The 24,718-nt window shown below is 68.2% G+C and carries 27 protein-coding genes; 11 read left to right on the top strand and 16 right to left on the bottom strand.

The window, feature by feature from the left end; all coding sequences use genetic code 11:
- Window positions 1–121: 121 nt before the first annotated feature.
- Window positions 122–1,183, bottom strand: coding sequence for a lycopene cyclase family protein (locus AB0I19_RS08550; protein ID WP_357146145.1), 1,062 nt, complete (start codon window positions 1,181–1,183; stop codon window positions 122–124).
- Window positions 1,184–1,296: 113 nt separating this feature from the next.
- On the opposite strand from AB0I19_RS08550, the gene AB0I19_RS08545 reads away from it, so the two are divergent.
- Together AB0I19_RS08545 and AB0I19_RS08540 are read left to right on the top strand one after the other, a co-directional pair.
- A complete protein-coding gene (locus AB0I19_RS08545) occupies window positions 1,297–2,205 on the top strand; it encodes a Ku protein (RefSeq protein WP_357146143.1) in 909 nt (302 codons plus the stop codon).
- Window positions 2,206–2,219: 14 nt separating this feature from the next.
- Window positions 2,220–2,753: a GNAT family N-acetyltransferase gene (locus AB0I19_RS08540; protein ID WP_357146140.1), complete on the top strand. Its 534-nt coding sequence runs from the start codon at window positions 2,220–2,222 to the stop codon at window positions 2,751–2,753.
- 46 nt (window positions 2,754–2,799) lie between these two features.
- Here AB0I19_RS08540 and AB0I19_RS08535 read toward each other — a convergent pair whose 3' ends face one another.
- Both AB0I19_RS08535 and AB0I19_RS08530 read right to left on the bottom strand, forming a co-directional pair.
- Complete coding sequence (locus AB0I19_RS08535) at window positions 2,800–3,300, bottom strand: DUF4189 domain-containing protein (protein ID WP_357146138.1); 501 nt, start codon at window positions 3,298–3,300, stop codon at window positions 2,800–2,802.
- A gap of 95 nt (window positions 3,301–3,395) precedes the next feature.
- Entirely contained in the window at window positions 3,396–3,941 is a 546-nt protein-coding gene (locus AB0I19_RS08530) for an NADAR family protein (protein ID WP_357146135.1), read from the bottom strand.
- A 222-nt stretch (window positions 3,942–4,163) separates the two neighbouring features.
- Between AB0I19_RS08530 and AB0I19_RS08525 the strand changes: the two genes are divergently transcribed.
- From AB0I19_RS08525 to AB0I19_RS08515, 3 genes are read left to right on the top strand one after another with little or no spacing between them, the layout of a single operon-like run.
- The gene (locus AB0I19_RS08525) at window positions 4,164–5,060 is read left to right on the top strand and encodes a MetQ/NlpA family ABC transporter substrate-binding protein (protein ID WP_357146132.1); all 897 of its coding nucleotides are present in this window, start codon (window positions 4,164–4,166) and stop codon (window positions 5,058–5,060) included.
- Complete coding sequence (locus AB0I19_RS08520) at window positions 5,057–6,064, top strand: methionine ABC transporter ATP-binding protein (protein ID WP_357146129.1); 1,008 nt, start codon at window positions 5,057–5,059, stop codon at window positions 6,062–6,064. Before AB0I19_RS08525 ends, AB0I19_RS08520 begins: the two co-directional genes overlap by 4 nt.
- 1 nt (window position 6,065) lies before the next feature.
- Entirely contained in the window at window positions 6,066–6,728 is a 663-nt protein-coding gene (locus AB0I19_RS08515; protein WP_357146126.1) for a methionine ABC transporter permease, read from the top strand.
- Window positions 6,729–6,746: 18 nt separating this feature from the next.
- Here AB0I19_RS08515 and AB0I19_RS08510 read toward each other — a convergent pair whose 3' ends face one another.
- The gene (locus AB0I19_RS08510) at window positions 6,747–8,021 is read right to left on the bottom strand and encodes a helix-turn-helix domain-containing protein (protein WP_357146124.1); all 1,275 of its coding nucleotides are present in this window, start codon (window positions 8,019–8,021) and stop codon (window positions 6,747–6,749) included.
- 147 nt (window positions 8,022–8,168) lie between these two features.
- On the opposite strand from AB0I19_RS08510, the gene AB0I19_RS08505 reads away from it, so the two are divergent.
- Window positions 8,169–8,801, top strand: a complete 633-nt coding sequence (locus tag AB0I19_RS08505; RefSeq protein WP_067493714.1) for a TetR/AcrR family transcriptional regulator — start codon at window positions 8,169–8,171, stop codon at window positions 8,799–8,801.
- Between the two features lie 52 nt (window positions 8,802–8,853).
- On the opposite strand, the gene AB0I19_RS08500 is transcribed toward AB0I19_RS08505, so the two are convergent.
- From AB0I19_RS08500 to AB0I19_RS08450, 11 genes are all read right to left on the bottom strand, one after another.
- Window positions 8,854–9,282: a DUF4189 domain-containing protein gene (locus AB0I19_RS08500; protein WP_067635991.1), complete on the bottom strand. Its 429-nt coding sequence runs from the start codon at window positions 9,280–9,282 to the stop codon at window positions 8,854–8,856.
- Between the two features lie 149 nt (window positions 9,283–9,431).
- Window positions 9,432–9,860: a DUF4189 domain-containing protein gene (locus AB0I19_RS08495; protein WP_357146121.1), complete on the bottom strand. Its 429-nt coding sequence runs from the start codon at window positions 9,858–9,860 to the stop codon at window positions 9,432–9,434.
- Between the two features lie 181 nt (window positions 9,861–10,041).
- Complete coding sequence (locus tag AB0I19_RS08490) at window positions 10,042–10,476, bottom strand: DUF4189 domain-containing protein (protein WP_181698061.1); 435 nt, start codon at window positions 10,474–10,476, stop codon at window positions 10,042–10,044.
- Between the two features lie 170 nt (window positions 10,477–10,646).
- Window positions 10,647–11,039, bottom strand: a complete 393-nt coding sequence (locus AB0I19_RS08485; RefSeq protein ID WP_357146118.1) for a metal-sulfur cluster assembly factor — start codon at window positions 11,037–11,039, stop codon at window positions 10,647–10,649.
- Window positions 11,039–11,515, bottom strand: a complete 477-nt coding sequence (gene sufU, locus AB0I19_RS08480) for a Fe-S cluster assembly sulfur transfer protein SufU (protein ID WP_357146115.1) — start codon at window positions 11,513–11,515, stop codon at window positions 11,039–11,041. Before sufU ends, AB0I19_RS08485 begins: the two co-directional genes overlap by 1 nt.
- Window positions 11,516–11,518: 3 nt before the next feature.
- Window positions 11,519–12,781, bottom strand: coding sequence for a cysteine desulfurase (locus tag AB0I19_RS08475; protein WP_357146112.1), 1,263 nt, complete (start codon window positions 12,779–12,781; stop codon window positions 11,519–11,521).
- Between the two features lie 5 nt (window positions 12,782–12,786).
- The gene (sufC, locus tag AB0I19_RS08470) at window positions 12,787–13,554 is read right to left on the bottom strand and encodes a Fe-S cluster assembly ATPase SufC (protein ID WP_067636002.1); all 768 of its coding nucleotides are present in this window, start codon (window positions 13,552–13,554) and stop codon (window positions 12,787–12,789) included.
- A gap of 33 nt (window positions 13,555–13,587) precedes the next feature.
- The gene (gene sufD / locus AB0I19_RS08465) at window positions 13,588–14,766 is read right to left on the bottom strand and encodes a Fe-S cluster assembly protein SufD (RefSeq protein WP_067636004.1); all 1,179 of its coding nucleotides are present in this window, start codon (window positions 14,764–14,766) and stop codon (window positions 13,588–13,590) included.
- Window positions 14,766–16,202, bottom strand: coding sequence for a Fe-S cluster assembly protein SufB (gene sufB / locus AB0I19_RS08460; protein WP_181698058.1), 1,437 nt, complete (start codon window positions 16,200–16,202; stop codon window positions 14,766–14,768). Before sufB ends, sufD begins: the two co-directional genes overlap by 1 nt.
- Complete coding sequence (locus AB0I19_RS08455; protein ID WP_181698144.1) at window positions 16,199–16,957, bottom strand: metalloregulator ArsR/SmtB family transcription factor; 759 nt, start codon at window positions 16,955–16,957, stop codon at window positions 16,199–16,201. Before AB0I19_RS08455 ends, sufB begins: the two co-directional genes overlap by 4 nt.
- A gap of 244 nt (window positions 16,958–17,201) precedes the next feature.
- Window positions 17,202–18,677 carry an FAD-dependent oxidoreductase gene (locus tag AB0I19_RS08450; RefSeq protein ID WP_357146109.1) on the bottom strand — a complete coding sequence of 492 codons (1,476 nt, stop codon included), beginning with the start codon at window positions 18,675–18,677 and terminating at the stop codon, window positions 17,202–17,204.
- 84 nt (window positions 18,678–18,761) lie between these two features.
- Here AB0I19_RS08450 and AB0I19_RS08445 point away from each other — a divergent pair, with 84 nt between their 5' ends.
- From AB0I19_RS08445 to AB0I19_RS08425, 5 genes are all read left to right on the top strand, one after another.
- Window positions 18,762–19,658 carry a rhomboid family intramembrane serine protease gene (locus tag AB0I19_RS08445; RefSeq protein ID WP_357146106.1) on the top strand — a complete coding sequence of 299 codons (897 nt, stop codon included), beginning with the start codon at window positions 18,762–18,764 and terminating at the stop codon, window positions 19,656–19,658.
- 73 nt (window positions 19,659–19,731) lie between these two features.
- Window positions 19,732–21,447, top strand: coding sequence for a polyprenol phosphomannose-dependent alpha 1,6 mannosyltransferase MptB (mptB, locus tag AB0I19_RS08440; protein WP_357146104.1), 1,716 nt, complete (start codon window positions 19,732–19,734; stop codon window positions 21,445–21,447).
- On the top strand, window positions 21,441–22,376 hold the full coding sequence (locus AB0I19_RS08435) for an ABC transporter ATP-binding protein (protein ID WP_174550292.1): 936 nt from the start codon (window positions 21,441–21,443) through the stop codon (window positions 22,374–22,376). Before mptB ends, AB0I19_RS08435 begins: the two co-directional genes overlap by 7 nt.
- On the top strand, window positions 22,373–23,152 hold the full coding sequence (locus AB0I19_RS08430; RefSeq protein WP_357146101.1) for an ABC transporter permease: 780 nt from the start codon (window positions 22,373–22,375) through the stop codon (window positions 23,150–23,152). The genes AB0I19_RS08435 and AB0I19_RS08430 overlap by 4 nt, the downstream gene beginning before the upstream one ends.
- A gap of 67 nt (window positions 23,153–23,219) precedes the next feature.
- Entirely contained in the window at window positions 23,220–24,191 is a 972-nt protein-coding gene (locus AB0I19_RS08425) for a heme A synthase (RefSeq protein ID WP_357146098.1), read from the top strand.
- Window positions 24,192–24,296: 105 nt separating this feature from the next.
- On the opposite strand, the gene AB0I19_RS08420 is transcribed toward AB0I19_RS08425, so the two are convergent.
- On the bottom strand, window positions 24,297–24,662 hold the full coding sequence (locus AB0I19_RS08420) for a hypothetical protein (protein ID WP_067636574.1): 366 nt from the start codon (window positions 24,660–24,662) through the stop codon (window positions 24,297–24,299).
- Window positions 24,663–24,718: the final 56 nt, after the last annotated feature.

Raw genomic sequence — 24,718 nt, 5'->3', positions numbered from 1 at the left:
TCACCCGGTCGGCCCGCCTCGTCGGCCCGATCCTGCTGGCGGGTCGGCGCGTTCGCCCGGCGATGTTAGCAACACCGCGACGTTCGCGCCGTCGCTCCGATATCCCCGTTACCGCTGTCGCTCAGCCGAGTCCGAGCGAGGAGGTCGCCAGGGTGCGCCGGACCCGAGGCGGAAGGCCTGCGAACAGGGTTGCCATCGCGGCGAGGGTGCCGGTCAGATCGTCGTAACCGGACAGGTACGAGCGCTGCCTGGCCGCGGGGAGATCGAAGAACGCCTCGAAGAAGACCGGTACGTCGCGGGGCGGGAGAGCCAGCAGCGACCGTAGCCCGGCCCGGCGCAGGGCCGCGACCGCGCGTGCGCGTGCGGTCCACAACCGGTTGCCCGCGACGACGGTGTCGGCGGCGGCGAGCGAGGCGGCGACGCTGTATCCGGTGGCGGGGTGGATCAGGCCGCCCGCGGCTCCGAACCGGCCGCCGCCGGGCTTGCCGCCTTCCACCGGGAACCGCACCCGCTCAACCGGTTCCGTGCCGTCGAGTTCGATGCCGCGTTGCCGGAGCCGGTGTTCCAGTCGCGTGCGCAACAGCTCGGGTGTCAGTGCCGGGCGCCCGGCAAGGCATGTCTCCTCGAACAGCATCCGGCCCTTGGCCACCGGCACCGTGTAGAGAAACGACCGGGGTTCGTCGGGTCCGGCACCGTTATCGAGCCGCCAGTCCATGAACACGCAGGGCTCGTCCGCTTCGATAATCACCCCGTAGGCGGTCTGCTCGGCCAGCTCCGGCGCGCGCCCGACTCCCCGCGCGTCGACCACTCGGCCGTGGAACACTTGCCCGCCCGCCGTCCGCACCGAGCCCGCCCGCGCGTCCACCTGGGTGACCCGGTCCGCGATCACCCGCACCCCGTCCACCGCCAGGGCGTTCTGCAACCGCGGCGTATCGAACACCCGGTACGCCCGCCCGATCCGGTGCTCCCCCATCGCCCACACCGTCGGGTCCACTCCGTCCCCGGCGAAAGTCTCGTCCCCCACCCACTGCGGAAGCTCGTCCGCCCACGCCGCGTAGGTCGCCGTCCATGTCCGTTCCGGACGCGGATCGATCGCCACCACCGACAAACCCCGCACGGCCGCCCGGTGGGCCACGGCCCTGCCCGCGGGCCCCAACCCACAAACGATCAACTCAGCGCGCACGCCCACAATTTGACCAGACCGTTCATGGAATCAAGCGCTCGCGCATTACGACGGGGCACCGGTTGTGCATCGCCCGCTCGCCCCGGGAGCACGAATCGATCATGATGGGGTCTATGAGGTCGATCTGGAAGGGCTCGATCGCTTTCGGGCTGGTCAATGTCCCGGTCAAGGTCTATACCGCGACCGAGGACCATGACATCCGGTTTCATCAGGTCCACGCCAAGGACGGGGGCCGGATCAAATACGACCGGGTCTGCCAGGTGTGCGGCAAATCGGTGCAGTATTCCGATATCGACAAGGCATATGTGTCACCCGACGGCGATCAGGTCGTGCTCACCGACGAGGACTTCGCCAAGTTGCCCGCGGCGGAGAAACACGAGATCCCGGTGCTGGAATTCGTGCCGTCGGATCAGATCGACCCCGTGCTGTTCGACAAGAGTTATTACCTGGAACCCGATTCGGCGACACCGAAGGCGTATCAGCTGCTGGCCGCGACACTCGAACGGATCGACAAGACGGCACTCGTGCATTTCACGTTGCGGCAGAAGACCCGGTTGGCGGCGCTGCGCGTGCGTGAGGGCGTGCTGGTGCTGCAGACATTGCTGTGGCCCGACGAGGTGCGCGCGGTCGACTTCCCGTCGCTCGAGGACGCGCCGACTCCGCGGCCGCAGGAATTGAAGATGGCCGAAACACTGGTCGAGTCGATGTCGGGTGATTTCGATCCGGGCGAATACACCGACGAATACCAGATCGAATTGCAGAAATTGCTGGACGAGGCGATCGCCAGCGGCACCGGCAAGGTCGAATCGACCGCCGCCGAACCGGCCGAACAGCCCGATGCCGAGGTGGTCGATCTGGTGGCCGCCTTGCAGCGCAGCCTCGAGGCGAGCGGGCGGCGGGACGGCGAGTCGGCCGCCCCGAAGAAGAAGCCGGCGAAGAAGGCCGCGGCCAAGAAAGCGGCACCGCGCAAGGCGGCGAGCAAATCCACGGCGAGCAAGTCCACGGCCCGCAAGGGGGCCTAAGGCACACTGGCCCCATGGACCGAGCGATCGCCGTCGTACCGATGGGTCTTGGGCACCTGCGTCAGGTCCTCGACCTCGGGCATCAGGTTTTCGACACGACGACCAAGCCGTATACGTCCTGGTCGCTGACGGCCGTCGCCGAGCATCTGGACAGCCCCGACAATGCCTGCTGGGTGGCCCTGGACTCCGATCGGGTGGTCGGTTTCGTGCTCGGTTCGATGGAGTTCGAGCACCGTGACGACTGGGCCTACCTCGAGTGGATCGCGGTGGCGCCGGATATGCAGGGGCGCGGCATCGCCCGGCGGTTGGTCGACGTCTGCTCGGAGGCGTTGTTCGCGCGCGGTGCCCAGCACATCGTCACCGACGTGGAGGAGCGCAACGGCGCCTCGGCGGCGCTGATGCGGCGCAGCGGTTTCGTGCCCGCCGCGACCGTCACCCTGCTGGTTCGCACCAACCCCGAGACACCGGCCGACGACCCGCTGCCGCCGATCGCCAAACACGATCTCGTCCGGCGCGGCCGTCTGTCGCTCGACCACCCGCGACGATGAAAAAGGGCGCGAACCCTTCGGTTCGCGCCCCTTCTCGAGCAATCCGTCAGACGTTCGCCGTGCAGGCGGACAGGATGACCCGCGCCGGACGCGGCGACGCCGAGCCCAGGTCGGGGAACGGCGGGGCGCTCAGACCGAGCACATCCACCGCCGAACGCTCGGCGGCGGCCAGCGAGTGGTCCCACGACCAGCCGAACCGGTAGTCGGCGCCCTGGGCCACCGCACCGCAGGCATTGCGGAACGAGACGACCACCTGGCAGTCCCACACGCCGCATTCGGCGAGGGCGGCGTGCTGGGCGTCGGCCCAGCTGCCGTAGTTCACCGCCGACGCGACCACGGCCTCCTCCGACGACAGCGCGAGCGCGCCGTAGAGGTCACCGGCGGCGGCCTGGAAACCGCCATCACGTGACACTGCGGTGTAACCGGGCGCTTCGGCGATCGCCACACCGCTGGCACCGGCGGAGGCCGGACCCGCGGCGACCACCGTGAAGGCGGCCACCGCGGACACGGCGGCCACACCGAGGGCGTACTTGCCCACAACAGACATCAGAATTCTCCCCATCGAAAGTTCGGTCCCATCCGGGACCACCCTCAATCATGAACGCCCACAGCCCCACCGAGAAATACCTTTCCCGAATAGCTCTACCCAGCGAGTTCCTCGCGCGCCCGCATCAACGCGAACCCCAGCAGATTCAGCCCTCGCCATCGCGCGGGATCACCCGCCCGCTCGTCCGTCGCCGACAGCCCGATCCCCCACACCCGGTCCAGCGGACTCGCCTCCACGAGCACCCGGCCCGCCGTGCCCGCCAGATACGACCGCAACCCCGCATCCGATCCGAACTTGGCCACACTGCCCGCCACGACGATGTCGAATCGCGCTTCTTCCCAAATACTTTGATCGAACCCGCGGACGAGCCTGCCCATCTTCTTCGCCTCGGCGGGATGGGCCACCTCGAGTACTCGCCCGGCTGCCTCGGAATCGCCGAACAGCAGCGCCTTACGCCACATCATGTAGTGCTCGGCGGTGGCGAACCGCTCCCCGTCGACCGAGAAGGGCGCGGGCCACCATTGACTCAGGCAGCCCGAGCCGAGCGTCCCGTCCACACGCGGCCGATGTCCCCAGAACAGTAGATATTTCGGCACGATTCCCTGCTCGACAGGCGCACACAATTCTTCGACCGATCGCACGGCCCACTCCATCCGTAGTTTTGGTCAGGTGAACTATATATGCCGCTCGAGCTACGTGCCAAGGGCTTTTCGTGGCGGCACCGAGCGCGCCGAGCAGGAGACCCATGCCTTGCAAGGCCCGCAAGTTAGACGGGCGTCCAACTATTGGTGAGGGTTTGGCTCGAGGCAATTCGAACCGTTGTCGGGGAGGGGTGGGCGCGGCTTGGATGACCGAGTTCATCAATGGCGAGCAATTCGGGAGTACAAGTGAAATTCCGTCGGGTACTGGCGATCCCGGTCCTCATGGCAACCGCTGCCCTGACCCTCACGGCATGCGGCTCGGGCGACGCGGAATCGGGCACTGTCGTCCGGATCGGCACCACCGACAAGGACAAGGCTTGGGATGTGTTCGAGCAGAAGGCCGCGGAGCAGGGCATCACGCTGAAGATCACCAACTTCTCCGACTACCAGCAGCCCAACGCGGCGCTGTCGCAGAAGCAGATCGACGTCAATCTCTTCCAGCACCTGCAGTTCCTCGGCCAGTACAACGTGGCGAGCTCGGACACGCTGACCCCGATCGGTTCGACCTACATCGTGCCGCTCGGCCTGTACTCCAAGAAGCACAAGGCAGTGGCCGACCTCCCGCAGGGCGGCGAGATCGCGATCCCCAACGACCCGACCAACCAGGCCCGCGCCCTGTTCGTACTGCAGGCCGCCGGTCTGCTGAAACTCACCGGAACCTCGGCCCAACCCACACCGGCCGACATCGACAAGGGCGCGTCCAAGGTGAAGGTGACCCCGGTCGACGCCGCGCAGACCGCGCTCTCGCTGGCCTCGGTCGACGGTTCGGTGATCAACAACACCTTCCTCGAGCGCTCCGGCATCGACCCGCATTCGGCGCTGTACAAGGACGATCCGAAGAATCCGGCCGCCGAGCCGTACATCAATGTGATCGTCACCCGTGCGGAGGACAAGACCAACCCGACCTATCTGAAGCTGGTCGAGATCTGGAAGGACCCGGCCGTGGCCGCCGCCCATGCCGAGGTCACCAAGAACACCGCGGTCGCCGTGACGCGACCGAGCGCCGAGCTCGAACAGATCCTCGACCGGGTGCAGCAGGGCATCCGGGCGAACCGGTGAGTTCCGCCGCCGCTGTCGAATTCCGTTCGGTCACCAAGGTATTCGGCAGCGGCGCGGACGAGCACGTCGCGCTCGACGGTATCGATCTGCGCATCGAGCACGGTGAGATCTTCGGGGTGATCGGCTATTCCGGTGCGGGCAAGTCCACTCTGGTGCGGTTGATCAATGCTCTGGAGAAGCCGACGTCGGGCACCGTCACGATCTCGGGCACCCCGATCACCGGGGTGCCCGAGTCGGCCGTGCGCACGCTGCGCCGCGATATCGGCATGGTGTTCCAGCAGTTCAACCTCTTCCGATCGCGCACGGCCGCGGGCAATGTGGAGTACCCGCTGAAAGTGGCGGGCTGGAAGCGCGCCGAACGCAGGGCGCGGGTAGCCGAACTGCTGGAATTCGTCGGTCTCACCGACAAGGCCCGTGCCTATCCCGATCAGCTCTCGGGTGGGCAGAAGCAGCGCGTGGGAATCGCCAGGGCGCTGGCCACGTCCCCGTCGCTGCTGCTCGCCGACGAGGCGACCTCCGCGCTCGACCCGGAAACCACCGGTGAGGTGCTGCGACTGCTGAAGAAGGTCAACGCCGAACTCGGGGTGACCATCGTGGTGATCACCCACGAGATGGATGTGATCCGCGCGGTCGCCGACCGGGTCGCGGTGCTCGCCGAGGGCCGGATCGTCGAATTGGCGCCTACCTTCGATGTTTTCGCGGCACCGCGGGCCGAGTCGACGCGTTCGTTTGTCGGCACCGTGCTGCACAACCGGCCCGATGCCCGCGAACTCGACCGGCTGCGGGAGTTGCACGGCGGCAGGCTGGTCACCGTCGACGTCGACGACCACAGTGGCATCGGTGCGGCGCTGGCCGCCGCGACCGCCGCCGATGTGCGCTTCGAGATCGTCTACGGCGGCGTGAGCACGCTGCAGGACAAGACCTTCGGCAGCCTCACCCTGGCCTTGCACGGACCCGACGACGCGGTGGATCGCGTCGTCGCCGATCTGGAACGGAAGGGCTGAGATGGACACCGACTGGGAGAAACTGCGCCCCATCCTGTTCGAGTCCATCGGGACCACCGTCTACCTGGTCGGCGTCACGTTCGTCGTCGCGGGCCTGATCGGCCTGGTACTCGGCACCGCGCTCTACACCACCCGCAAGGGCGGCCTGCTCGCCAACAGTCCGATCCATCTGGTGCTCAATGTGATCGTGAACGTGGTGCGCCCGATTCCGTTCATCATCCTGCTGGCCGCGCTCGGCCCGGTCACCCTCGAGGTGGTCGGCACGACCATCGGCTCCGAGGCGGCGCTGTTCGTGATGATCGTGGCCGCCTCGTTCGGCATCGCCCGCATCGTGGAACAGAACCTCGTCACCGTCGACCCCGGGGTGATCGAAGCGGCCCGCGCGGCGGGTGCGGGTCCGCTGCGCATCATCCTCACGCTGCTGATCCCGGAGGCGCTCGGCCCGCTGATCCTCGGCTACACCTTCGTGGTGATCGCGATCGTCGACATCTCCGCCATGGCGGGCACCGTCGGCGGCGGCGGACTGGGCGACTTCGCCATCGTCTACGGCTACCAGCAGTTCCGATGGGAGGTCACCCTCGTCGCCGTCCTGATCATCATCGCCGGCGTCCAGGCCGTCCAGTTCCTCGGCAACTGGCTGGCCCGGAAGGTGTTGCGCCGCTGAATGACCCGGTGCGCGGAGCTAGGCCGAGCGCACGCCGCCGAGTCCCGGTCCGGGACAGACCTCGGCGTCCGGCCGGGCCCGGCGCGGGCCGCTGGTACCCACCGGGCCGCCGAGGCCGGTCGAGGCCACCTGCTCGGTGGGCACTCGCGGACCGGTGTGGAAGCTGCGGGCGATCATCGCCGACCGCAACTGCCACAGCCCCGAGGCCTGCGCCGGGTCGAGCCCGGTGAGCTGGGCGACGCGCCGCAGCCGGTAGTCGACGGTGTTGGTGTGGATGTGCAGCAGGCGGGCCGTGCGCTGCCGGTTCATGTTGTTGGCGATGTGCACGCGCAGCGTTTCGTACAGCTCGGGGTGCTTGTCCAGCGGGGCGAGCAGTTCACCGAGCCGGGCGCGGCCGGGACCGGGGCGGGTGAGCTGGTATTCCAGCGCCAGATCGCCGAAGCGGTACAGACCGGGTTCGCAATCGAGCCGCTCCACCATGTCGAGCAGTTCGTGAGCGCGCTGCGCGGCATCGGGGATCTCGGCCGCGGGCGAAGTCACCAGCGCCGCCGTCACATCCACGCGGGCGGCCCGCGACAGGGCCTCGACGAGGCCGTCGAGCTGGTCGTCGGCGAGCAGGTCGGCCGGAATGAGCAGCGTGCCACCGTCGACGGACAGCAGCGACAGCGCCTGCTCTCCGCACCGGTGCGCCAGCGCGGCCTGTACTCGGCGCAACTTGCGCCGCGCGACCACCGAGGAGTTCAGCCGGGCATCGTGCTCGTCGGGATGCTCCCCGATCGAAAGGGCAAGTACCGCATACGATTCGGCCACCGAGATCCCGCACTCGCGGGCCATCGTGATGGTCGGCTGCCCGGCGAGCAGGGCGGAGGTGAGCGTGTGCACGGCGGTGTGGTGCTCACCGGCGATCTCGCGGTGCTCGCGAATGTAGGCGCGAGTCACGGTGGTGCACAGGACATCCGAGATCGCGATCAGCCGGCGGAACTCGTCGGGCAGGCTCATCCCGGCGCAGGCCGCGTCGAAACCGATCCGGAAACCCTCGTGCAGCGCGTGCAGGATCGTGTCGATGGGCACGCCCTCGCGGGCCCACCCCGACGCCGCTACCGCGAGCCGATGCAGCTTGGCCTCCTCGTCGCGCCCGTCGAGCAACCCGGCGCAGATCTCGAGGCACATCCTCGTCACCGAGGTCACCTCGCCGGAGATCGCGTCACCGGGCAACGTCCGGCAGGTCGCCACGTTGTTCACGAAATGGGTTACCAGCGTGGATGTCAGCCCCCTGTCCACTGGGATCGTCATCGTCGACTCCTCCTCGTTCACACCGTTCGGTGCTGCTTCCCCGGTACCTGTCCCAACGTGATGGCCGACACCGAGGTCTTCTTCGTGACATGACTGTAGGGTGAGTAACCGCTCACCTTCTACTCCTCTTTCCCGCGAGGTGCACCGATGCCCCCACAAGCCGATAAGCAGCGCAAACGTCCGAAACAGGATCGGGCACGGGAAACGCGGGCACGCATTCTGGAGGTATCCGCTCACCTTTTCGGCACCCGCGGCATCGGCAACACCTCCACCAACCGGATCGCCAGCGAGGCGGGCATCAGCATCGGCACGCTCTACCGGTATTTCAACGACCGCGACGAGATCGTGAAAGAACTGACCGACAGCCTCTTTCTGCAGGTGGAGGACCGATACAGCAAGTTCCTCACCGTCGCCGCCGACAAGACACCGCGCGATTCGGTGGCCGAGGTGATCCGCACCGCCGTGCAGATTCTCGTCGCCAACGGGCCCCTGGTCCGGGCACTGGTCGCCGATCTGCACTTCTACGGCAGCGGTATCCCCGAATTCGAGCCGCGGCTGCGCATGATCATCAAGCTGTATCTGATCCACCTGCTCGGCCCGACCAAGACCATCGATATCGACACCATGGCGTTCGTGGTGCTCAACGCCGGTTTCGCCACGGCGCTGCGGTCGGTGGAAATGGAAGACGAGGGTCTGGACCGCGATGTGGTGATCGACCAGACCGCCGACATGATCGGCGCCTGGATCGCCTCGGCGCTCGAGGCCGAACCGGCCCGATAACGCGACGGGCCCGGATCCCGCGAGAGGATCCGGGCCCGGTGTTGCGTGTCGATCAGCGCGCGTTGGCGGTGCAGATCGCGTCGACGACGTGGGCGCCGCTCAGATTGGCCGAACCGGTGTTGGCCAGCATGGCGGTCGGGGTCAGCTCGGTCAGGCTCTCGTAGGCCGTGCGCTCGGCATCGGCCCGGGTCGGACCGGACGCCCACGCGAGGCCGTCGTTGCTCTGGACCAGAACGCCGCAGCCGTTGGCCCAGGTCATCACCTCGTTGCAGTCGGCCAGGTGGCAGTCGGCGATCGCCGCGGCGATGGCGGCCTCGGCGCTGCCCTCGTTCACGCTGATGCCGTAGATGGCCTCGTTGTCGCTCAGCGCGACCGACGCCCACTGGTCACCCGCAGCGCTCGCCGAACCGGCACCCAGCACCGACCCGGCCGCAAGGCCGAGTGCCACAACGGCGAAGCCGGCCTTACTCATGAAACTCATTCGAATGTTCTCCTCTGGAAACTGTTCCGGAAGTCCGGAACCTTTCAGATCATCATCGAAAGTTCGGTAATAGCCAACTCCTGGGGTAAAGGTACCGACGCAAAAGAGCCCGGATCCACTCGGAGATCCGGGCTCGATCGCTACGGCGTTCAGCTCGCGTTGGTGGTGCAGACCGTTTCGATCACGGTGCCGCCTGCCATCTGCGACGAGCCGAGGTTGACGAGCAGGTTCTGCGGGGTGCCTTCGGTGAGCGCGAGGTAGGCCTCCCGCTCGGCCTCGGCGCGGTTCGAGCCCTTGCCCCAGGCGATGTACTGCTCGTTCTCCACCAGGGCCAGGCAACCGTTCACCCAGGACACCTCGATGGCGCAGCCGTCCGCGCCGCACTGATCCAGTGCGGCGGCCTCGGCCTCGGCGCGGGTGGGGTAGTCGACCGAACGGCCGTAGTTCGACCAGTCTGCGTCCACGGCCATGGCGCCCCACTGGTCACCGGCCGCACTCGCCGAACCGGCACCGAGCACCGACCCGGCCGCAAGGCCGAGTGCCACAACGGCGAAGCCGGCCTTACTCTTGAAACTCATTCGAATGTTCTCCTCTGGAAACTGTTCCGGAAGTCCGGAACTTTCCAGATCATCATGCAATTCGCGTGAAAGGCCAACCGAAACGCGAAATCTCACATCACCGGCTTCGGTGTATCACCGACGGGAGAAAACGACGGGCCCGGATCACGAGAGAGGATCCGGGCCCGCGTCGTAGGGTCGATCAGCGCGCGTTGGCGGTGCAGACCACCCGGGCGACCTTGGCGCCACTCAGGTCCGAGGACCCGAAGTTCGCGAGCTGCGCGGTCGGGGTGAGCTCGGAGAGCCGCTCGAACGCCGCGCGCGTCGCCTCGGCCGCGGTGCGCCCGGAGGCGGCCGCGACGCCGTCGTCGCTGACGACCAGCGTGCCGCAGCCGTTCGCCCACGAGATCATGACCTTGCAGTCGGCGGCGCCGTTGGTGCCGCAGCTCGCGATCGCCTGCTCGCGCGCCTCTTGCTCACTCGGCCAGCTACTGCTCGACCCGTAGGTCCAATCGGTCGTACTGAAAGCGATCGCGCCGAACATGCTCTGCGCGTTCGCGGCACCGGCGCCGAAAACCGACCCGGCCGCAAGACCGAGCGCCGCGACGGCGAAGCCGGCCTTACCCATGAAACTCATCCGAAAGTTCTCCTCTGACAAACAGTTCCGCGATCGCGGAACCGACAAGTGGACCACTTCGGACCAGCGGCCGCCAATCGGAGTGACGCACTTCACGTTTGAACACGGACGCGAAAACGCCGCAGGCCCGGCACCCACGCGGGGCCCGGGCCTGCGGCGAAAAGTGTTGTCTAGACCGTGAAGCCGAGGGCGCGCAGCTGTTCGCGGCCGTCGTCGGTGATCTTGTCCGGACCCCACGGGGGCATCCAGACCCAGTTGATCTTCAGGTCCTCGACCAGGCCGCTGCGCACCAGGGCGTTGCGGGACTGGTCCTCGATGACGTCGGTCAGCGGGCAGGCCGCCGAGGTGAGCGTCATATCGAGGGTGCAGATGTTGGCGTCGTCGACGGACATGCCGTAGACGAGGCCGAGGTCGACGACGTTGATCCCGAGTTCGGGGTCGACCACGTCGCGCATCGCCTCTTCGAGGTCGGCGATGTGCTGGATCTGTTCGGGCGTCAACTCCGCTTCGGGAGTGGGCGCGGCGGTTTCGGTCGTGGCTTCGGCAGCCTTGGTCTCGCTCATCACGCTTCCCCATTTCCCATGGCAGGCTTGGTCTCTTCGGCCGAGGCGATCTGCACGACGGCGTCCTTGAACGCCATCCACCCCAGCAGTGCGCACTTCACGCGCGCGGGGTACTTGGCGACACCGGCGAGGGCGATGCCGTCGCCGATCATGTCCTCGTCGCCCTCGACGGTGCCTCGGCTCGAGATCATCTCGCTGTAGGAGTCGACCACCTTCAAAGCCTGCTGCACCGGCAGGCCGATCACCTGGTCGGTGAGGATCGAGGTGGCGGCCTGGCTGATCGAGCAGCCCTGACCGTCGTAGGAGACATCGGCGACCTCGCCCGCGTCGTCGATGTGCACGCGCAGGGTCACCTCGTCACCGCAGGTCGGGTTCACGTGGTGCACCTGGGCACCGAACGGTTCCCGCAGCCCGCGGTGGTGCGGGTGCTTGTAGTGGTCCAGGATCACCTCCTGGTACATCTGCTCCATGCGCATGTTCTATGCAACTCCGAAGAAGGTCTGAGCCTTCCGCACGGCCGTGACCAGTGCGTCGACCTCGTCGAGCGTGTTGTAGGCGGCGAAGGACGCCCGCGCGGTCGCGGCGACACCGAAGCGGCGGTGCAGCGGCCACGCGCAGTGGTGCCCGACCCGGATGGCGACACCCTGGTCGTCGAGGATCTGGCCCACGTCGTGGGCGTGTACCCCGTCGACGACGAACGACACCGCGCCACCGCGATCCACGTTCTCGGTGGGTCCGATGATGCGCACACCCTCGATCGCCCCCAGGCCGTCGAGAGCCGCGGCGGTGAGCGAATGTTCGTGCGCCGCGATGGCGTCCATGCCGAGGTTCTCGAGATACCGCACCGCGGCGGCCAATCCCACGACCTGCGAGGTCATCGGGGTGCCGGCCTCGAAGCGCTGCGGCGGCGGCGCGTAGGTGGTCTTCTCCATGGTGACGGTCTCGATCATCGACCCACCCGTGATGTACGGCGGGGTCTCCTCGAGCAGCGCCCGACGGCCGTACAGGCCACCCACACCCATCGGGCCGAACATCTTGTGACCGGAGAACGCGGCGAAATCGACGCCGAGCTCACGGAAGTCCACCCCGAGGTGCGGCACCGACTGGCAGGCGTCGAGCACGACCAGCGCGCCGACTTCCTTTGCGCGCCGGACCAATTCGGCGACCGGAGCCACCGCACCAGTGACATTGGACTGATGGGTGAACGCCAGAACCTTCGTCGCGGGCGACAGTTCGAGCGAGTCCAGGTCGATGCGTCCGTCGTCGGTGACCCCGTACCACTTGAGCGTGGCACCGGTGCGACGCGCGAGTTCCTGCCACGGAACGAGATTCGCGTGGTGCTCGAGCTCGGTGATCACGATCTCGTCGCCGGGTCCGACCTTGTACGGGAACCGGTCGTCACCGAAGGCGTTGGCCACCAGGTTCAGCGACTCGGTCGCGTTCTTGGTGAACACGATCTCGCCCGCGTCGGCACCGACGAAGCGCGCGATGACCTCCCGCGCGTCCTCATAGGAGTCGGTGGCCTCCTCGGCGAGCTGGTGCGCACCGCGGTGCACCGCCGAGTTGCGGGTGAGCAGGAAGTCGCGCTCGGCGTCGAGTACCTGCAGCGGGCGCTGCGAGGTGGCACCGGAATCCAGGTACACCAACGGTTTCCCGTCCCGCACCGTGCGGTGCAGGATGGGGAAGTCGGCCCGGATGCGGGCCACGTCGAGGGCCGACCCCGAGACGGACACAGCGGTCATGGTTGTCAGGCTCCAGTGGTCGCGGAGGTGAAGCGCACGTACCCGTTCGCGTCGAGTTCCTCGGCCAGCTCGGAGCCACCCTCGGCCACGATGCGGCCGTTGACGAACACGTGCACGAAGTCGGGCTTGATGTAGCGCAGGATGCGGGTGTAGTGCGTGATCAGCAGGACGCCACCGTCCTCGCGCTCCTTGTAGCGGTTCACGCCGTCGGAGACGATGCGCAGCGCGTCGACGTCGAGGCCGGAGTCGGTCTCGTCGAGGATCGCGATCTTCGGCTTGAGCAGGCCGAGCTGCAGGACCTCGTGGCGCTTCTTCTCGCCACCGGAGAAGCCCTCGTTCACCGAGCGGTCGGCGAAAGCCGAGTCGATGTCGAGCTCCTTCATCGACTCCTTGACTTCCTTGACCCAGGTGCGCAGCTTCGGCGCCTCACCGCGCACGGCGGTGGCGGCGGTGCGCAGGAAGTTCGACATCGAGACACCGGGGACCTCGACCGGGTACTGCATGGCCAGGAACAGGCCGGCGCGGGCGCGCTCGTCGACCGACATGTCAAGCACGTTCTCACCGTCGAGGGTGATGGTGCCCTGGGTGACGGTGTATTTGGGGTGACCCGCGATCACGTAGGACAGCGTGGACTTGCCCGAGCCGTTGGGGCCCATGATGGCGTGCGTCTCGCCCGACTTCACGGTCAGGTTCACGCCGTTGAGGATCTGCTTGGACTCACCCTCCGGCGTGGTGATCTCCGCGTGCAGGTCCTTGATTTCCAAGGTGGTCATCGAATTCGAATCCTTCGTTGCAGTAAGTGGGTGTCAGATACCGACAGTGGCGAGCTCGGCCTCGATGGCCGCCTCGAGCCGCTCCCGGACCTCGGGGACCGTGACCTTCTGGATGATCTCGAAGAAGAAGCCACGCACCACCAGGCGGCGGGCGACGTCCTCGGGAATGCCACGCGCGCGCAGGTAGAACAGCTGCTCGTCGTCGAAGCGGCCGGTGGCACTCGCGTGTCCGGCACCGGCGATCTCACCGGTCTCGATCTCCAGGTTCGGCACCGAATCGGCGCGGGCGCCGTCGGTGAGCACCAGGTTGCGGTTCGCTTCGTAGGTGTCGGTGCCCTCGGCCGCGGCGCGGATCAGCACATCGCCGATCCAGACCGTGCGGGCGTCACCCTTCGGCGAGGACGGGTCACCCTGCAGCGCACCCTTGTACAGCACGTTGGACTTGCAGTTGGGCTCGGCGTGATCGACCAGCAGCCGCTGCTCGAAGTGCTGGCCCGCGTCGGCGAAGTACAGGCCGAACAGCTCGGCCTCGCCGCCGGGACCGGCGTAGCGCACGGTGCCCGACAGGCGGACCAGGTCGCCGCCGAGGGTGGCCGACACGTGGCGCAGGTTCGCGTCGCGACCCAGCTTCAGGTGATGCGCGGTGACGTGCACGGCGTCGTCGGCCCATTCCTGGACGGCGACGACGGTGAGCTTGGCGCTGTCACCGAGCACGAATTCGACGTTCTCGGCGTAGGTTCCGCTGCCGCGCTGATCGAGCACGATCGTGGCGACGGCGAAGTTGTCCAGCCGGATCTGCAGGTGGCCGTAGGCGGTCTTGCCCTCGCCGGGACCGGTGACGGTCACGGTGACGGGGTCGGAAACCTCGGTCTCCTTGCCGACGGTGATGACGGTCGCGGTCTCGAAGCCCGAATAGGCCTGGGCGGCAACGCGATCGGCCGGGGTACCGGCCTGACCGAGCCGGGCGTCGGTGCGGTCGACCGTTTCCACGGTGACACCGGCGACTTCGCTCACCTCGACAGTGGCCTGACCGTCACGCACGGCCGTACCGTCGTGCAGGCCGCGCAGCCGACGCAGCGGGGTGAACCGCCACGCCTCGTCACGACCCGACGGGATCTCGAATGCGTCCACGTCGAACGAGGTGAAGACCTCGCCCTTGTTGACCGCGGCGCCCGCGCCCGGATTCTGGGTCGGCGTCTCGAGCGTCGACATCAGCCCACGGCCCCTTCCATCTGCAGCTCGATGAGCCGGTTCAGTTCCAGTGCGTATTCCATCGGCAGTTCCTTGGCGATGGGCTCCACGAAGCCGCGCACCACCATGGCCATCGCCTCGTCCTCGGTGAGACCGCGGCTCATCAGGTAGAACAGCTGATCCTCGGACACCTTCGAGACCGTCGCCTCGTGGCCCATGGTCACGTCGTCCTCGCGGATGTCGACGTAGGGGTAGGTGTCGGAGCGGCTGATCGTGTCGACCAGCAGCGCGTCACACTTCACCGTCGACTTAGAGCCGTAGGCGCCCTTGTTCACCTGGACCAGACCGCGGTACGACGCGCGACCACCGCCACGCGCCACCGACTTCGACACGATGGTCGAGGAGGTGTGCGGGGCCAGGTGCAGCATCTTGGCGCCGGTGTCCTGGTGCTGGCCGGGGCCGGCGAACGCGACGGACAGGACCTCGCCGTGCGCGTGCTCACCGGTCATCCAGACCGCCGGGTACTTCATGGTGACCTTGGAGCCGATGTTGCCGTCGACCCACTCCATGGTGGCGCCCGCCTCGGCCTTGGCCCGCTTGGTGACCAGGTTGTAGACGTTGTTGGACCAGTTCTGGATGGTCGTGTAGCGGCAGCGGCCGCCCTTCTTCACGATGATCTCGACGACCGCGGAGTGCAGCGAGTCGGACTTGTAGATCGGCGCGGTGCAGCCCTCGACGTAGTGGACGTAGGCGTCCTCGTCGACGATGATCAGCGTCCGCTCGAACTGGCCCATGTTCTCGGTGTTGATCCGGAAGTAGGCCTGCAGCGGGATGTCGACGTGCACGCCCGGCGGCACGTAGATGAACGAGCCACCCGACCACACGGCGGTGTTGAGCGCGGAGAACTTGTTGTCACCGGCGGGGATCACCGAACCGAAGTACTCCTGGAAGATCTCCGGGTGCTCCTTGAGCGCGGTGTCGGTGTCGAGGAAGATGACGCCCTGCTTCTCCAGGTCCTCGCGGATGGAGTGGTAGACGACCTCGGACTCGTACTGCGCGGCGACACCGGACACGAGACGCTGCTTCTCGGCCTCGGGGATGCCCAGCTTGTCGTAGGTGTTCTTGATGTCCTCGGGCAGGTCTTCCCAGCTCTCGGCCTGCTTCTCCGAGGAGCGAACGAAGTACTTGATGTTGTCGAAGTCGATGCCGTCGAGGTTGGAACCCCAGTTCGGCATGGGCTTGCGGTCGAAGATGCGCAGCGCCTTGAGGCGGATGTCGAGCATCCACTCCGGCTCGCTCTTCTTGGCCGAGATGTCGCGAACGACAGCCTCCGACAGGCCGCGTTGCGCACTGGCGCCCGCGACATCCGAATCGGACCAGCCGTAACCGTAGTTGCCCAGTGAGGCAATGGTTTCGTCCTGGGTCAGCGGTTGCACCTGGTCGGTGGTTGTCGTCATTCGGCACTCCTTCCGGAGTCGTTGCTTCGTTCCGCCGCGGGCTGTGCGGCGGATGGGATTTTCGGCACCGCGACCAGCGGCACATGGGTGGTGCAGGCGCAATCGCCGTTGGCGATCGTCGCAAGTCGCTGCACGTGGGTGCCGAGCAGGTCGCGGAAAGCGTCCAGTTCGGCGGCGCACAGCTGCGGGAACTCCTCGGCCACGTGGGCCACCGGGCAATGATGCTGGCAGATCTGCACACCGGCACCCACCTGGCGGGTGGTCGCGGCGAAACCGGCGTCGGCGAACGCCTCGGCGATCTCCTCGACCTTGGCCTCGATCACGGGGGCACTGTGCTCGGCGACCGGCTCGATGCCGTCGACGATCGTGCGTACCCGTTTGCGGGCGAACTCGCTGATCGCCTCGTCGCCGCCGATCTCACCGAGCTGACGGATGGCGGCGCCTGCCAGGTCGTCGTAGGCGTGGCCGAGGTTGCCACGTCCGGCGGCGGTGAGCTGGTATTGCTTGGCGGGCCTGCCGCGCCCCTTCTGCTGCCACGGCGCCGATCGGCTCGCGCGTGCCTGACCTGCGTCGATCAGCGCGTCGAGGTGCCTGCGCACCCCCGCGGGCGCGAGCCCGAGTTCGGCACTGATGGCGGTGGCGGTGATCGGACCCTGCTCGAGCAGCAACTGGACGATGGCCGCCCGGGTCTGCCCCTCGTGCGCGGGCACAGCAGACGACCGGGTGCCGGTCGTCTTACGACCGGTCCCTTCCACGCCTGTCCGCAAACCCACGGTTTTCACAACACCAGTGTGGCGGAATTACTTCCCTAAATCTAATAAGGGTCACCTTGCCAAGGGCACCCTGACCTGCGACGAAGACGTCACACCACCACGCGGACTTCGTAAAACCCCAGGTGCGGCCCATACCCGCCGACCCGTCCACAGACCGCGAGGTGACTCATCGCACACCCGGCAGATCTCCGCACGCCCCGGCGAGCAATCCCGAGACCAGTCCAGCTCAGCGGGGAGAGAGTGGGTGGGTGGCCGGGCCTTCGATGACGGCGCCGTCGGGTTCGAAGCGGGAGCCGTGCAGGGGGCAGTCCCAGGTACGTTCGGCGTCGTTCCAGTGGAGGATGCCGCCCAGGTGGGGGCAGATCGCGGAGATCTCGGTGGTGACGCCGTCGACGGTGGAGACGGCGGTGGGATGCAGCCCGTGGCGTTCGACGCGGCCGCAGCCTTCCGGGGGAATGCTGTGCTCGTCGGCGCCGAGCAGGTGCAGCCAGCCGGTGGACAGATAGCGGGCGACGGTCGCGTTGGCGCGGGCGCCCGCCGGGAGGGAGGCGACTTCGCCGAGCCGCCAGGCGGAGAGGGTGTCGGCCCATTTCGGAGCGTCGCCGGTGATGCGGCCCGCGAGGGCGAGGGCGGCGGCGGCACCGTTGGTGAAACCCCACTTGGCGAAACCGGTGGCGACGAGGACTTCCTCGCGACCGGGCACGAGCGGGCCGACGTAGGGAAGTTCGCCGACGGGGTGGTAGTCCTGCGCCGACCACCGGTGCCGCAGCTCCGCGCCGGGGAACCAGCGGCCGGTCCAGTCGAGCAGGTCTCGCACGTGGGCCTCCGCGGAATCCTCGCGGCCCACCTCGTGGCCGCTGCCACCGACCAGGAGCACGTCGTCGGCCGGGTAGCGGCGCAGCGACCGGATCGGTTGTCCCGCACTGATATACATCTCCTCCGGCATCGGCCCTGGCACCTTGAACGCGGCCAGATAGGAGCGCTGGGCGGTGACGCGAGCGAAGTAGCCGCCCCGGTCGAAGATCGGTGTCCCGGTCGCGACGACGACGTTGTTCGCATCCACCTCGCCGTGTTCGGTACCGATCACCACCCGGCCGTCGTGATGGCGAAGCCGTTGTGCGCGCGTCGATTCGAAGATCGACCCGCCCTGGGTTTCGACTTCGGCGGCGAGGGCGGCCAGGAAGGCCATCGGGTTGAGCTGGGCCTGCTCGCGCAGCCGCACGGCACCGTGGAGCGGGAACGGAACGTCGACGTCGTCGACGAGGTCGGTGGGCAGTCCGGCCGACCGGGTGGCCTCGAATTCCGCTCGCACAGCCGACATCTCGGATTCGTTCTGGGCGTAGGTGTAGGCGGCCACGCGCTCGACGGCGAGGTCGCGTCCGGCACAGAAATCCAGCAACCAGTCGAACCCGTCGAGATTGGCGGCGACGTAGCGCGAGAGGGTCGCGATGCCGTGCCTGCGGGCGATGGTCTGGGCCCGGGTGCCTTGCAGGAGCGAGACTTTCGCTGTCGACGCGGCCGTGGTGCCCGCACCGACCCGTTTCGCCTCGATCACCGCCACCTCGCGGCCACGCTGGGCCAGCAGCAGCGCGGTCGTCAACCCGACGATGCCCGCGCCGAGGACGACGGTGTCGAAGTGCGAACCGGGGGTCAGCCGTAATCGGGCGGGGACTTCGGCGTTGTTCAACCACAGAGACGTCATGGGTGGCGCATAGCCCGGCGGGGACGGTCGAAACCGGGTGGCCGGACACCGACTCGTGTCGGTGACTCATGGCACGATGACCATGTGTCACACCCGCCCGCACAGACGTGCGTCCGCCACCCCGACCGGCCGACCGGCCTCGCGTGTACTCGCTGCGGCCGCCCCGCCTGCCCCGAATGCCTGCGGCCGGCCGCCGTCGGCCAGCACTGTGTGGACTGCGTCCGGCAGGGACAGCGCGACGTGCGGCCGGTGCGCACCGTCGCGGGCGCGCGGGCAGGCGCGTCGCCGGTGCCGATGGTGACCTACGGGCTGATCGCGATCAATGTCCTGGTCTACCTGGTGACCGCCGCGCAGGCGGGCAACCCGATGCAGAACCATCGGGGTTCGTCGGTGTTCGGCGAGTTCGTGCTGGTGCCGCTGCTGGTCGCCGACGGTGAGTGGTGGCGGGTGCTCGGTTCCGGGTTCCTGCACTACGGCGCGATCCATCTGCTGGTCAACATGTTCGCGCTCTACGTCGTCGGCCGCGATCTCGAGCAGGTGCTCGGCCGGGTCACCTACGGATGCCTCTATCTGGTCTCGCTGCTCGGCGGTTCGGCGGCGGTGATGGCGCTGTCGGATCCGTACACCATGACCGCCGGTGCTTCAGGCGCCGTCTACGGCCTGTTCGGCGCCGTGACGGTGACGCTGATCCGGTTGCGGCAGAGCCCGACCCCGATGCTGGTCGTCATCGGCGTCAACGTGCTGATCAGTTTCTCGCTGCCGGGGATCTCGCTGTGGGGGCACCTCGGTGGACTGGCGGCGGGCACGCTCAGCGCGCTGGGCATCCTGTTCGTCCCCGGCTGGCTGTCGGCGCGGGATCTGCGGTCGGCGCAGCGCATCGGCTGGGTGGCGATGGGCCTGGTCGCGGTGATCTGTCTGGTCGTCATCGTCGCGGCCGCGCTCTGGGTACGCACCGACCCGGTGTTCGTCGGTCCCGCCTGATTCGCGCAGGTCGGGGCGGCGACGCCGACCGGTGCCACAACGATCGCGGCCGGGCGCACTAGGCTTCGACCCCGTGGCGGTACTGGAGGGCGCGGCGCGCAAGACACTGGCGTTCGGGCGGCGAGCCCTCGGGTTCGACGTGCCCGCGCCCGATCACACCGTCGCGGCCCTGCACCGCGACGAGACCGAGGTCCCCGGCCTCGACAAACGCGAACGCGCCCAGCTGGACCGCATCCGCTTGATGGGTGCCACCGGCGCAGTGCTGATGGCCATCGCCGCGCTCGGCATCGGCGCACAGCCCGTGCACCAGAATCCGGTCTCCGGTGTACGGGTGCTCGGCATCTTCGCTCGCGCGCACACGGGGTCGCTGGCGATGTGCATGTTCGGCACCGTGCTGGTGATCGGGGCCTGGTTGCTGTTGGGGCGCTTCGCGATCGGCGGCCTGGCCGGATCGCCACTGCACCGGCTCACCCGGTCCCAGCTCGACCGGACACTGCTGCTGTGGATCATCCCGCTGTCGGTGGCGCCGCCGATGTTCAGCAACGACGTCTACTCCTACCTGGCCCAGAGCGAGATCGCCGCGCGCGGCATCGACCCGTACGCGGAGGGGCCCGTCGCCGGGCTCGGGATCGACAACGTCCTCACCAACAACGTGCCCACCATCTGGCGTGACACACCGGCGCCCTACGGCCCGCTCTTCCTGTGGATCGGGCGCGGTATCGCCGAGCTGACCGGCGACAACATCATCGCGGGCGTCTGGGTGCACCGGTTGCTCGCGCTCGCGGGCGTCGCCTTGATCGTGTGGGCACTGCCCCGGCTCTCGGTGCGCTGCGGGGTGGCGCCGGTGAGCGCGCTGTGGCTCGGCGCGGCCAACCCGCTCGTGCTGTTCCACCTGGTCGGCGGCGTGCACAACGACGCGCTGATGATCGGTCTGATGCTGGCGGGCATGGAGCTCACGCTGCGTGCCATCTACGGCGACGGGGGACGGCGCGACAGCCTCAACGGCGCCATGCCACCACTGGACGCCCGCGGCTACGCCCTGCTGATCGGCGGCGCGGTGGTGATCACGCTGTCGTCGTCGATCAAGTTCACCTCCATCATCGCGCTCGGCTTCGTCGGGATGGCGCTGGCCCGGCGCTGGGGCGGCAGCCTGCTCGCCGTCGTCAAGGCCGCCGCTCTGCTCGGGGTGATCGCCGGGGCGACAACGCTTTTCGTGAGCTGGGCCAGCGGGCTCGGCTTCGGGTGGGTGTTCACCCTCAGCGTCGCCAACGCGGTGCGCAGCTGGATGTCGTTGCCGACGGTGATCGGTGTCATCACCGGTTTCGGCGGCGTGCTGCTCGGGCTCGGCGACCACACCACGGCACTGCTGTCGATCACCCGGCCCATCGCGGGGCTCGTCGCGGGCTATGTGACGGTGCGGATGCTGGTGGCCACCGGCACCGGCCGTCTGCATCCGGTGGGCGCGCTCGGTGTGTCGCTCGGCGCGATCGTGCTGCTGTTCCCGGTGGTCCAGCCGTGGTACTTGCTGTGGGCGATCGTCCCGCTCGCCGCCTGGGCCACACAACCGGTGTTCCGCGTGCCCGCCGTGGCGTTCTCGGCGGTGGTGTCGATGCTCGTCATGCCGCGTGGTGCCGAATTCCAGGTCTTCCAGATCATCGGCGCCGCCCTGGCCGCCGCGGTGTGCTTCGCGCTGTTCTACGTCCTCACCCGGCACACCCTGCCGTGGCGGGCCCAGGCGGGGGTGTCGGCTCCGTCACAGGAGGCCACGGCTTACCGTGTCACATCGTGACGAGAAGCCCGGGACCCGCCGTTAGCGTCGACGGCGTGGTCAAGCGCTACGGCGACACCACCGCGGTCGACGGCCTGCGTTTCGACGTGGAGCAGGCGCAGGTTTTCGCGCTGCTCGGCCCCAACGGCGCGGGCAAGACCACCACCGTCGAGATGTGCGAGGGCTTCGTGCGCCCCGACGCGGGCACGGTCCGCGTGCTCGGTCTCGACCCGATCGCCGACTCCGAACAGCTGCGGCCACGCATCGGGGTGATGTTGCAGGGCGGCGGCGCCTACCCCGGCGCCCGCGCGGGCGAGATGCTCGACCTGGTCGCGGCCTATTCCGCCGACCCCATCGACCCCGACTGGCTGCTGCGCACCCTCGGCCTGCAGGACAACCGGCGCACCCCCTACCGGCGCCTCTCGGGCGGTCAGCAGCAGCGCCTCGCCCTCGCCTGCGCCCTGGTCGGCAGGCCGGAGATCGTGTTCCTCGACGAACCGACGGCCGGCCTGGACGCCCAGGCCCGGCTGATCGTGTGGGAACTGATCGATGCCCTGCGCCGCGACGGGGTGAGCGTCGTGCTCACCACGCACATGATGGACGAGGCCGAACAGCTCGCCGACCAGCTCGTCATCATCGACCACGGTGAGATCGTCGCCCAGGGCACCCCCGCCGAGGTCACCGCGCACGGCGCCGCCGGCCAGCTGCGGTTCTGCGCGCCACCGAAACTCGACATCGAACTGCTGAAATCGGCTCTGCCCGAGGGGTTCTCGCCGCACGAGACCACGCCGGGCACCTACCTGGTCGAAGGCGAGATCACCCCGCAGGTCCTGGCGACGGTCACCGCCTGGTGCGCGCGGATGGACGTGCTCGCCACCGACATCCGCATCGATCAGCGACGCCTCGAGGACGTCTTCCTCGAACTCACCGGACGGGACCTGCGCGGATGACCGAGACCGTGAGCCGGTTCCAGCCCGGCACCTTCACCCCCGACCCACGCCCCGCCTCGCGCGCCGCGATGCTCGTCGCGCAGACCACGCTCGAGCTGAAACTGTTGCTGCGCAACGGCGAACAGCTGCTGCTCACCATGTTCATCCCGATCACCCTGCTGATCGGGCTCACCCTGCTGCCGTTCGGCGATCTGGGTGCCGACCGCGTGAACCGGGTCGTGCCGATGGTGATGATGACGGCGGTGATGTCGACCGCGTTCACCGGTCAGGCCATCGCGGTGGGCTTCGACCGCCGCTACGGCGCCCTCAAACGGCTCGGCGCCACCCCGCTGCCGCGCTGGGGTGTGATCGCGGGCAAGTGTGCCGCCGTGCTGATCGTGGTGGTGCTGCAGGCGGTGCTGCTCGGGGCGATCGGGATGGCGCTCGGGTGGCGTCCCGGTGCGGGCGGGCTGGCCCTCGGCGCGCTGGTGATCGCACTCGGCACGGCGACCTTCGCGGCGATGGGTCTGCTGCTCGGCGGCACGCTCAAGGCCGAGATCGTGCTCGCCCTGGCCAATATCCTGTGGTTCGTCATGCTCGGTATCGCCAGTCTCGTCCTGGTCGACACGGTGCCCGCCGCGCTGACGGTGATCGCGCGCCTGGTTCCCTCCGGCGCGCTGGCCTACGCCCTGGAAGCGGCGCTGGCCGGGTCGATCGACTGGTTCGGCGTCGCGGTACTCGCGATATGGGGCGTGGTGTGCGGGGCACTGGCCACCCGGCTGTTCCGCTTCAACTGACGTGACCAACGACGCACTGTAGTAGCCCGGGTATCGAGCGGGAGTCGGCTGCCAGTACCATCGTGACGTGCTGTATCGCGCCTTCATCGGCCTCGTCGACCGGCTGCCACTCCCCTCGCTGCGGACCCAGCGGCTCATCGCCCTCGCGGTGATTCTGAGCCAGGCCGGGATCTCGGTGACCGGCGCGATCGTGCGCGTCACCGCGTCCGGTCTCGGCTGCCCCACCTGGCCGCAGTGCTTCCCCGGCAGCTTCACCCCCGTCGGGGTGTCGGAGGTGCCGGTGCTGCACCAGACCGTCGAATTCGGCAACCGGCTGCTCGCCTTCGTGGTGACGCTGTGCGCGGCGCTGATCGTGCTGGCCGTCGTCCGGGCTCGCCGTCGCAAGGAAGTCCTCGTCTACGCCTGGCTGATGCCCGGCGGCACCGTCGTGCAGGCGATCATCGGCGGCATCACCGTGCGCACCGGCCTGCTGTGGTGGACCGTGGCCGTGCACCTGCTCGCCTCGATGGTGATGGTGTGGCTGGCGGTGGTGCTGTACGCGAAGATCGGTCAGCCCGACGACGGTATCGACACCGTGCAGGTACCCGCTCCCCTGCGCTGGCTCACCGCGCTGAGCGGCGTGGCGCTGGCTGGTGTGCTGATCGCGGGCACGCTGGTCACCGCCGCCGGACCGCACGCCGGTGACAAGAGCATCGACCGCCCGGTGGCACGCCTCGAGGTCGAGATCGTCACCCTGGTGCACCTGCACTCGCAGCTGCTCATCGGCTATCTCGCCCTGCTCATCGGCCTGGCCTTCGGCCTCTACGCCGTCGGCATCACCCCCGCCATCCGCAAGCGGCTGTTCGTGCTGCTCGGGATCGTCCTGTCCCAGGCACTGGTCGGTGTCGTCCAGTACTTCACCGACGTCCCCGCCGCCCTGGTCGCCATCCACGTCGGCGGCGCCGCGGCTTGCACCGCTGCCACCGCTGCGCTGTGGGCATCCCTGCGCACCAGAGAGACCGTCGACGCCCCCGCTGTGTCCGCCGCGGCGACGCACTGACCACCGGCTCCCGACTTCCGGGTACGAAAAGCACGCGGTCGCCGCAGCCTCACATCGTGAGTGCTGCGGCGACCGGCTGAAAGCTTGGATCGCGGCGGTCCAGGATCAGGCTCCGGGGAAGACGTTCGCGTTGCGGGCCTTGGGGAACTTGGTCGAGCGAGCGACCCAGCCCGCCATCTTCGCCCAGTGCCCCTTGGCCGGGGTGACCTTGGAGACCAGCTCGCGGTCCCACTCTTCCGTCTCGGTGAGCCCGTCGACGCGCTCGACGACGGCCTTGGCGGTCGCCAGATCGGCCACCACACGGTCGCCGAGGACGCCGTCCTCGCCGACGAGGGTGATGCGCACCCCCTGCTCGCCCAGGTACTGCAGCACGGCCGTGCCCGAACCGCCGTGCTCGGCGACGAACTTCGCGATGGACTTCTCGACCTCGGCGGGCACCTTCACGGCCTCGGGCGCGGCGGTTGTACTCATGGGCGAGAGTTTACCGGTCGGTAGTTTCGCGTCCACCCCCGAGTGACACCGAACAC

It is taken from the genome of Nocardia sp. NPDC050413, assembly GCF_040655475.1.
GTDB lineage: Bacteria > Actinomycetota > Actinomycetes > Mycobacteriales > Mycobacteriaceae > Nocardia > Nocardia coubleae.
This window is presented reverse-complemented; position numbering and strand designations above follow the sequence as displayed.

What these genes read in the sequence shown, in the direction of transcription:
- AB0I19_RS08545 (WP_357146143.1), top strand. Translation starts at nt 1,297, where the DNA reads ATGAGGTCGATCTGGAAGGGCTCGATCGCTTTCGGGCTGGTCAATGTC.
- AB0I19_RS08540 (WP_357146140.1), top strand. Translation starts at nt 2,220, where the DNA reads ATGGACCGAGCGATCGCCGTCGTACCGATGGGTCTTGGGCACCTGCGT.
- AB0I19_RS08535 (WP_357146138.1), bottom strand. Translation starts at nt 3,300, where the DNA reads ATGTCTGTTGTGGGCAAGTACGCCCTCGGTGTGGCCGCCGTGTCCGCG.
- AB0I19_RS08525 (WP_357146132.1), top strand. Translation starts at nt 4,164, where the DNA reads ATGGCGAGCAATTCGGGAGTACAAGTGAAATTCCGTCGGGTACTGGCG.
- AB0I19_RS08515 (WP_357146126.1), top strand. Translation starts at nt 6,066, where the DNA reads ATGGACACCGACTGGGAGAAACTGCGCCCCATCCTGTTCGAGTCCATC.
- AB0I19_RS08510 (WP_357146124.1), bottom strand. Translation starts at nt 8,021, where the DNA reads ATGACGATCCCAGTGGACAGGGGGCTGACATCCACGCTGGTAACCCAT.
- AB0I19_RS08505 (WP_067493714.1), top strand. Translation starts at nt 8,169, where the DNA reads ATGCCCCCACAAGCCGATAAGCAGCGCAAACGTCCGAAACAGGATCGG.
- AB0I19_RS08500 (WP_067635991.1), bottom strand. Translation starts at nt 9,282, where the DNA reads ATGAGTTTCATGAGTAAGGCCGGCTTCGCCGTTGTGGCACTCGGCCTT.
- AB0I19_RS08495 (WP_357146121.1), bottom strand. Translation starts at nt 9,860, where the DNA reads ATGAGTTTCAAGAGTAAGGCCGGCTTCGCCGTTGTGGCACTCGGCCTT.
- AB0I19_RS08490 (WP_181698061.1), bottom strand. Translation starts at nt 10,476, where the DNA reads ATGAGTTTCATGGGTAAGGCCGGCTTCGCCGTCGCGGCGCTCGGTCTT.
- AB0I19_RS08485 (WP_357146118.1), bottom strand. Translation starts at nt 11,039, where the DNA reads ATGAGCGAGACCAAGGCTGCCGAAGCCACGACCGAAACCGCCGCGCCC.
- sufU (WP_357146115.1), bottom strand. Translation starts at nt 11,515, where the DNA reads ATGCGCATGGAGCAGATGTACCAGGAGGTGATCCTGGACCACTACAAG.
- AB0I19_RS08475 (WP_357146112.1), bottom strand. Translation starts at nt 12,781, where the DNA reads ATGACCGCTGTGTCCGTCTCGGGGTCGGCCCTCGACGTGGCCCGCATC.
- sufC (WP_067636002.1), bottom strand. Translation starts at nt 13,554, where the DNA reads ATGACCACCTTGGAAATCAAGGACCTGCACGCGGAGATCACCACGCCG.
- sufD (WP_067636004.1), bottom strand. Translation starts at nt 14,766, where the DNA reads ATGTCGACGCTCGAGACGCCGACCCAGAATCCGGGCGCGGGCGCCGCG.
- sufB (WP_181698058.1), bottom strand. Translation starts at nt 16,202, where the DNA reads ATGACGACAACCACCGACCAGGTGCAACCGCTGACCCAGGACGAAACC.
- AB0I19_RS08450 (WP_357146109.1), bottom strand. Translation starts at nt 18,677, where the DNA reads ATGACGTCTCTGTGGTTGAACAACGCCGAAGTCCCCGCCCGATTACGG.
- AB0I19_RS08430 (WP_357146101.1), top strand. Translation starts at nt 22,373, where the DNA reads ATGACCGAGACCGTGAGCCGGTTCCAGCCCGGCACCTTCACCCCCGAC.
- AB0I19_RS08420 (WP_067636574.1), bottom strand. Translation starts at nt 24,662, where the DNA reads ATGAGTACAACCGCCGCGCCCGAGGCCGTGAAGGTGCCCGCCGAGGTC.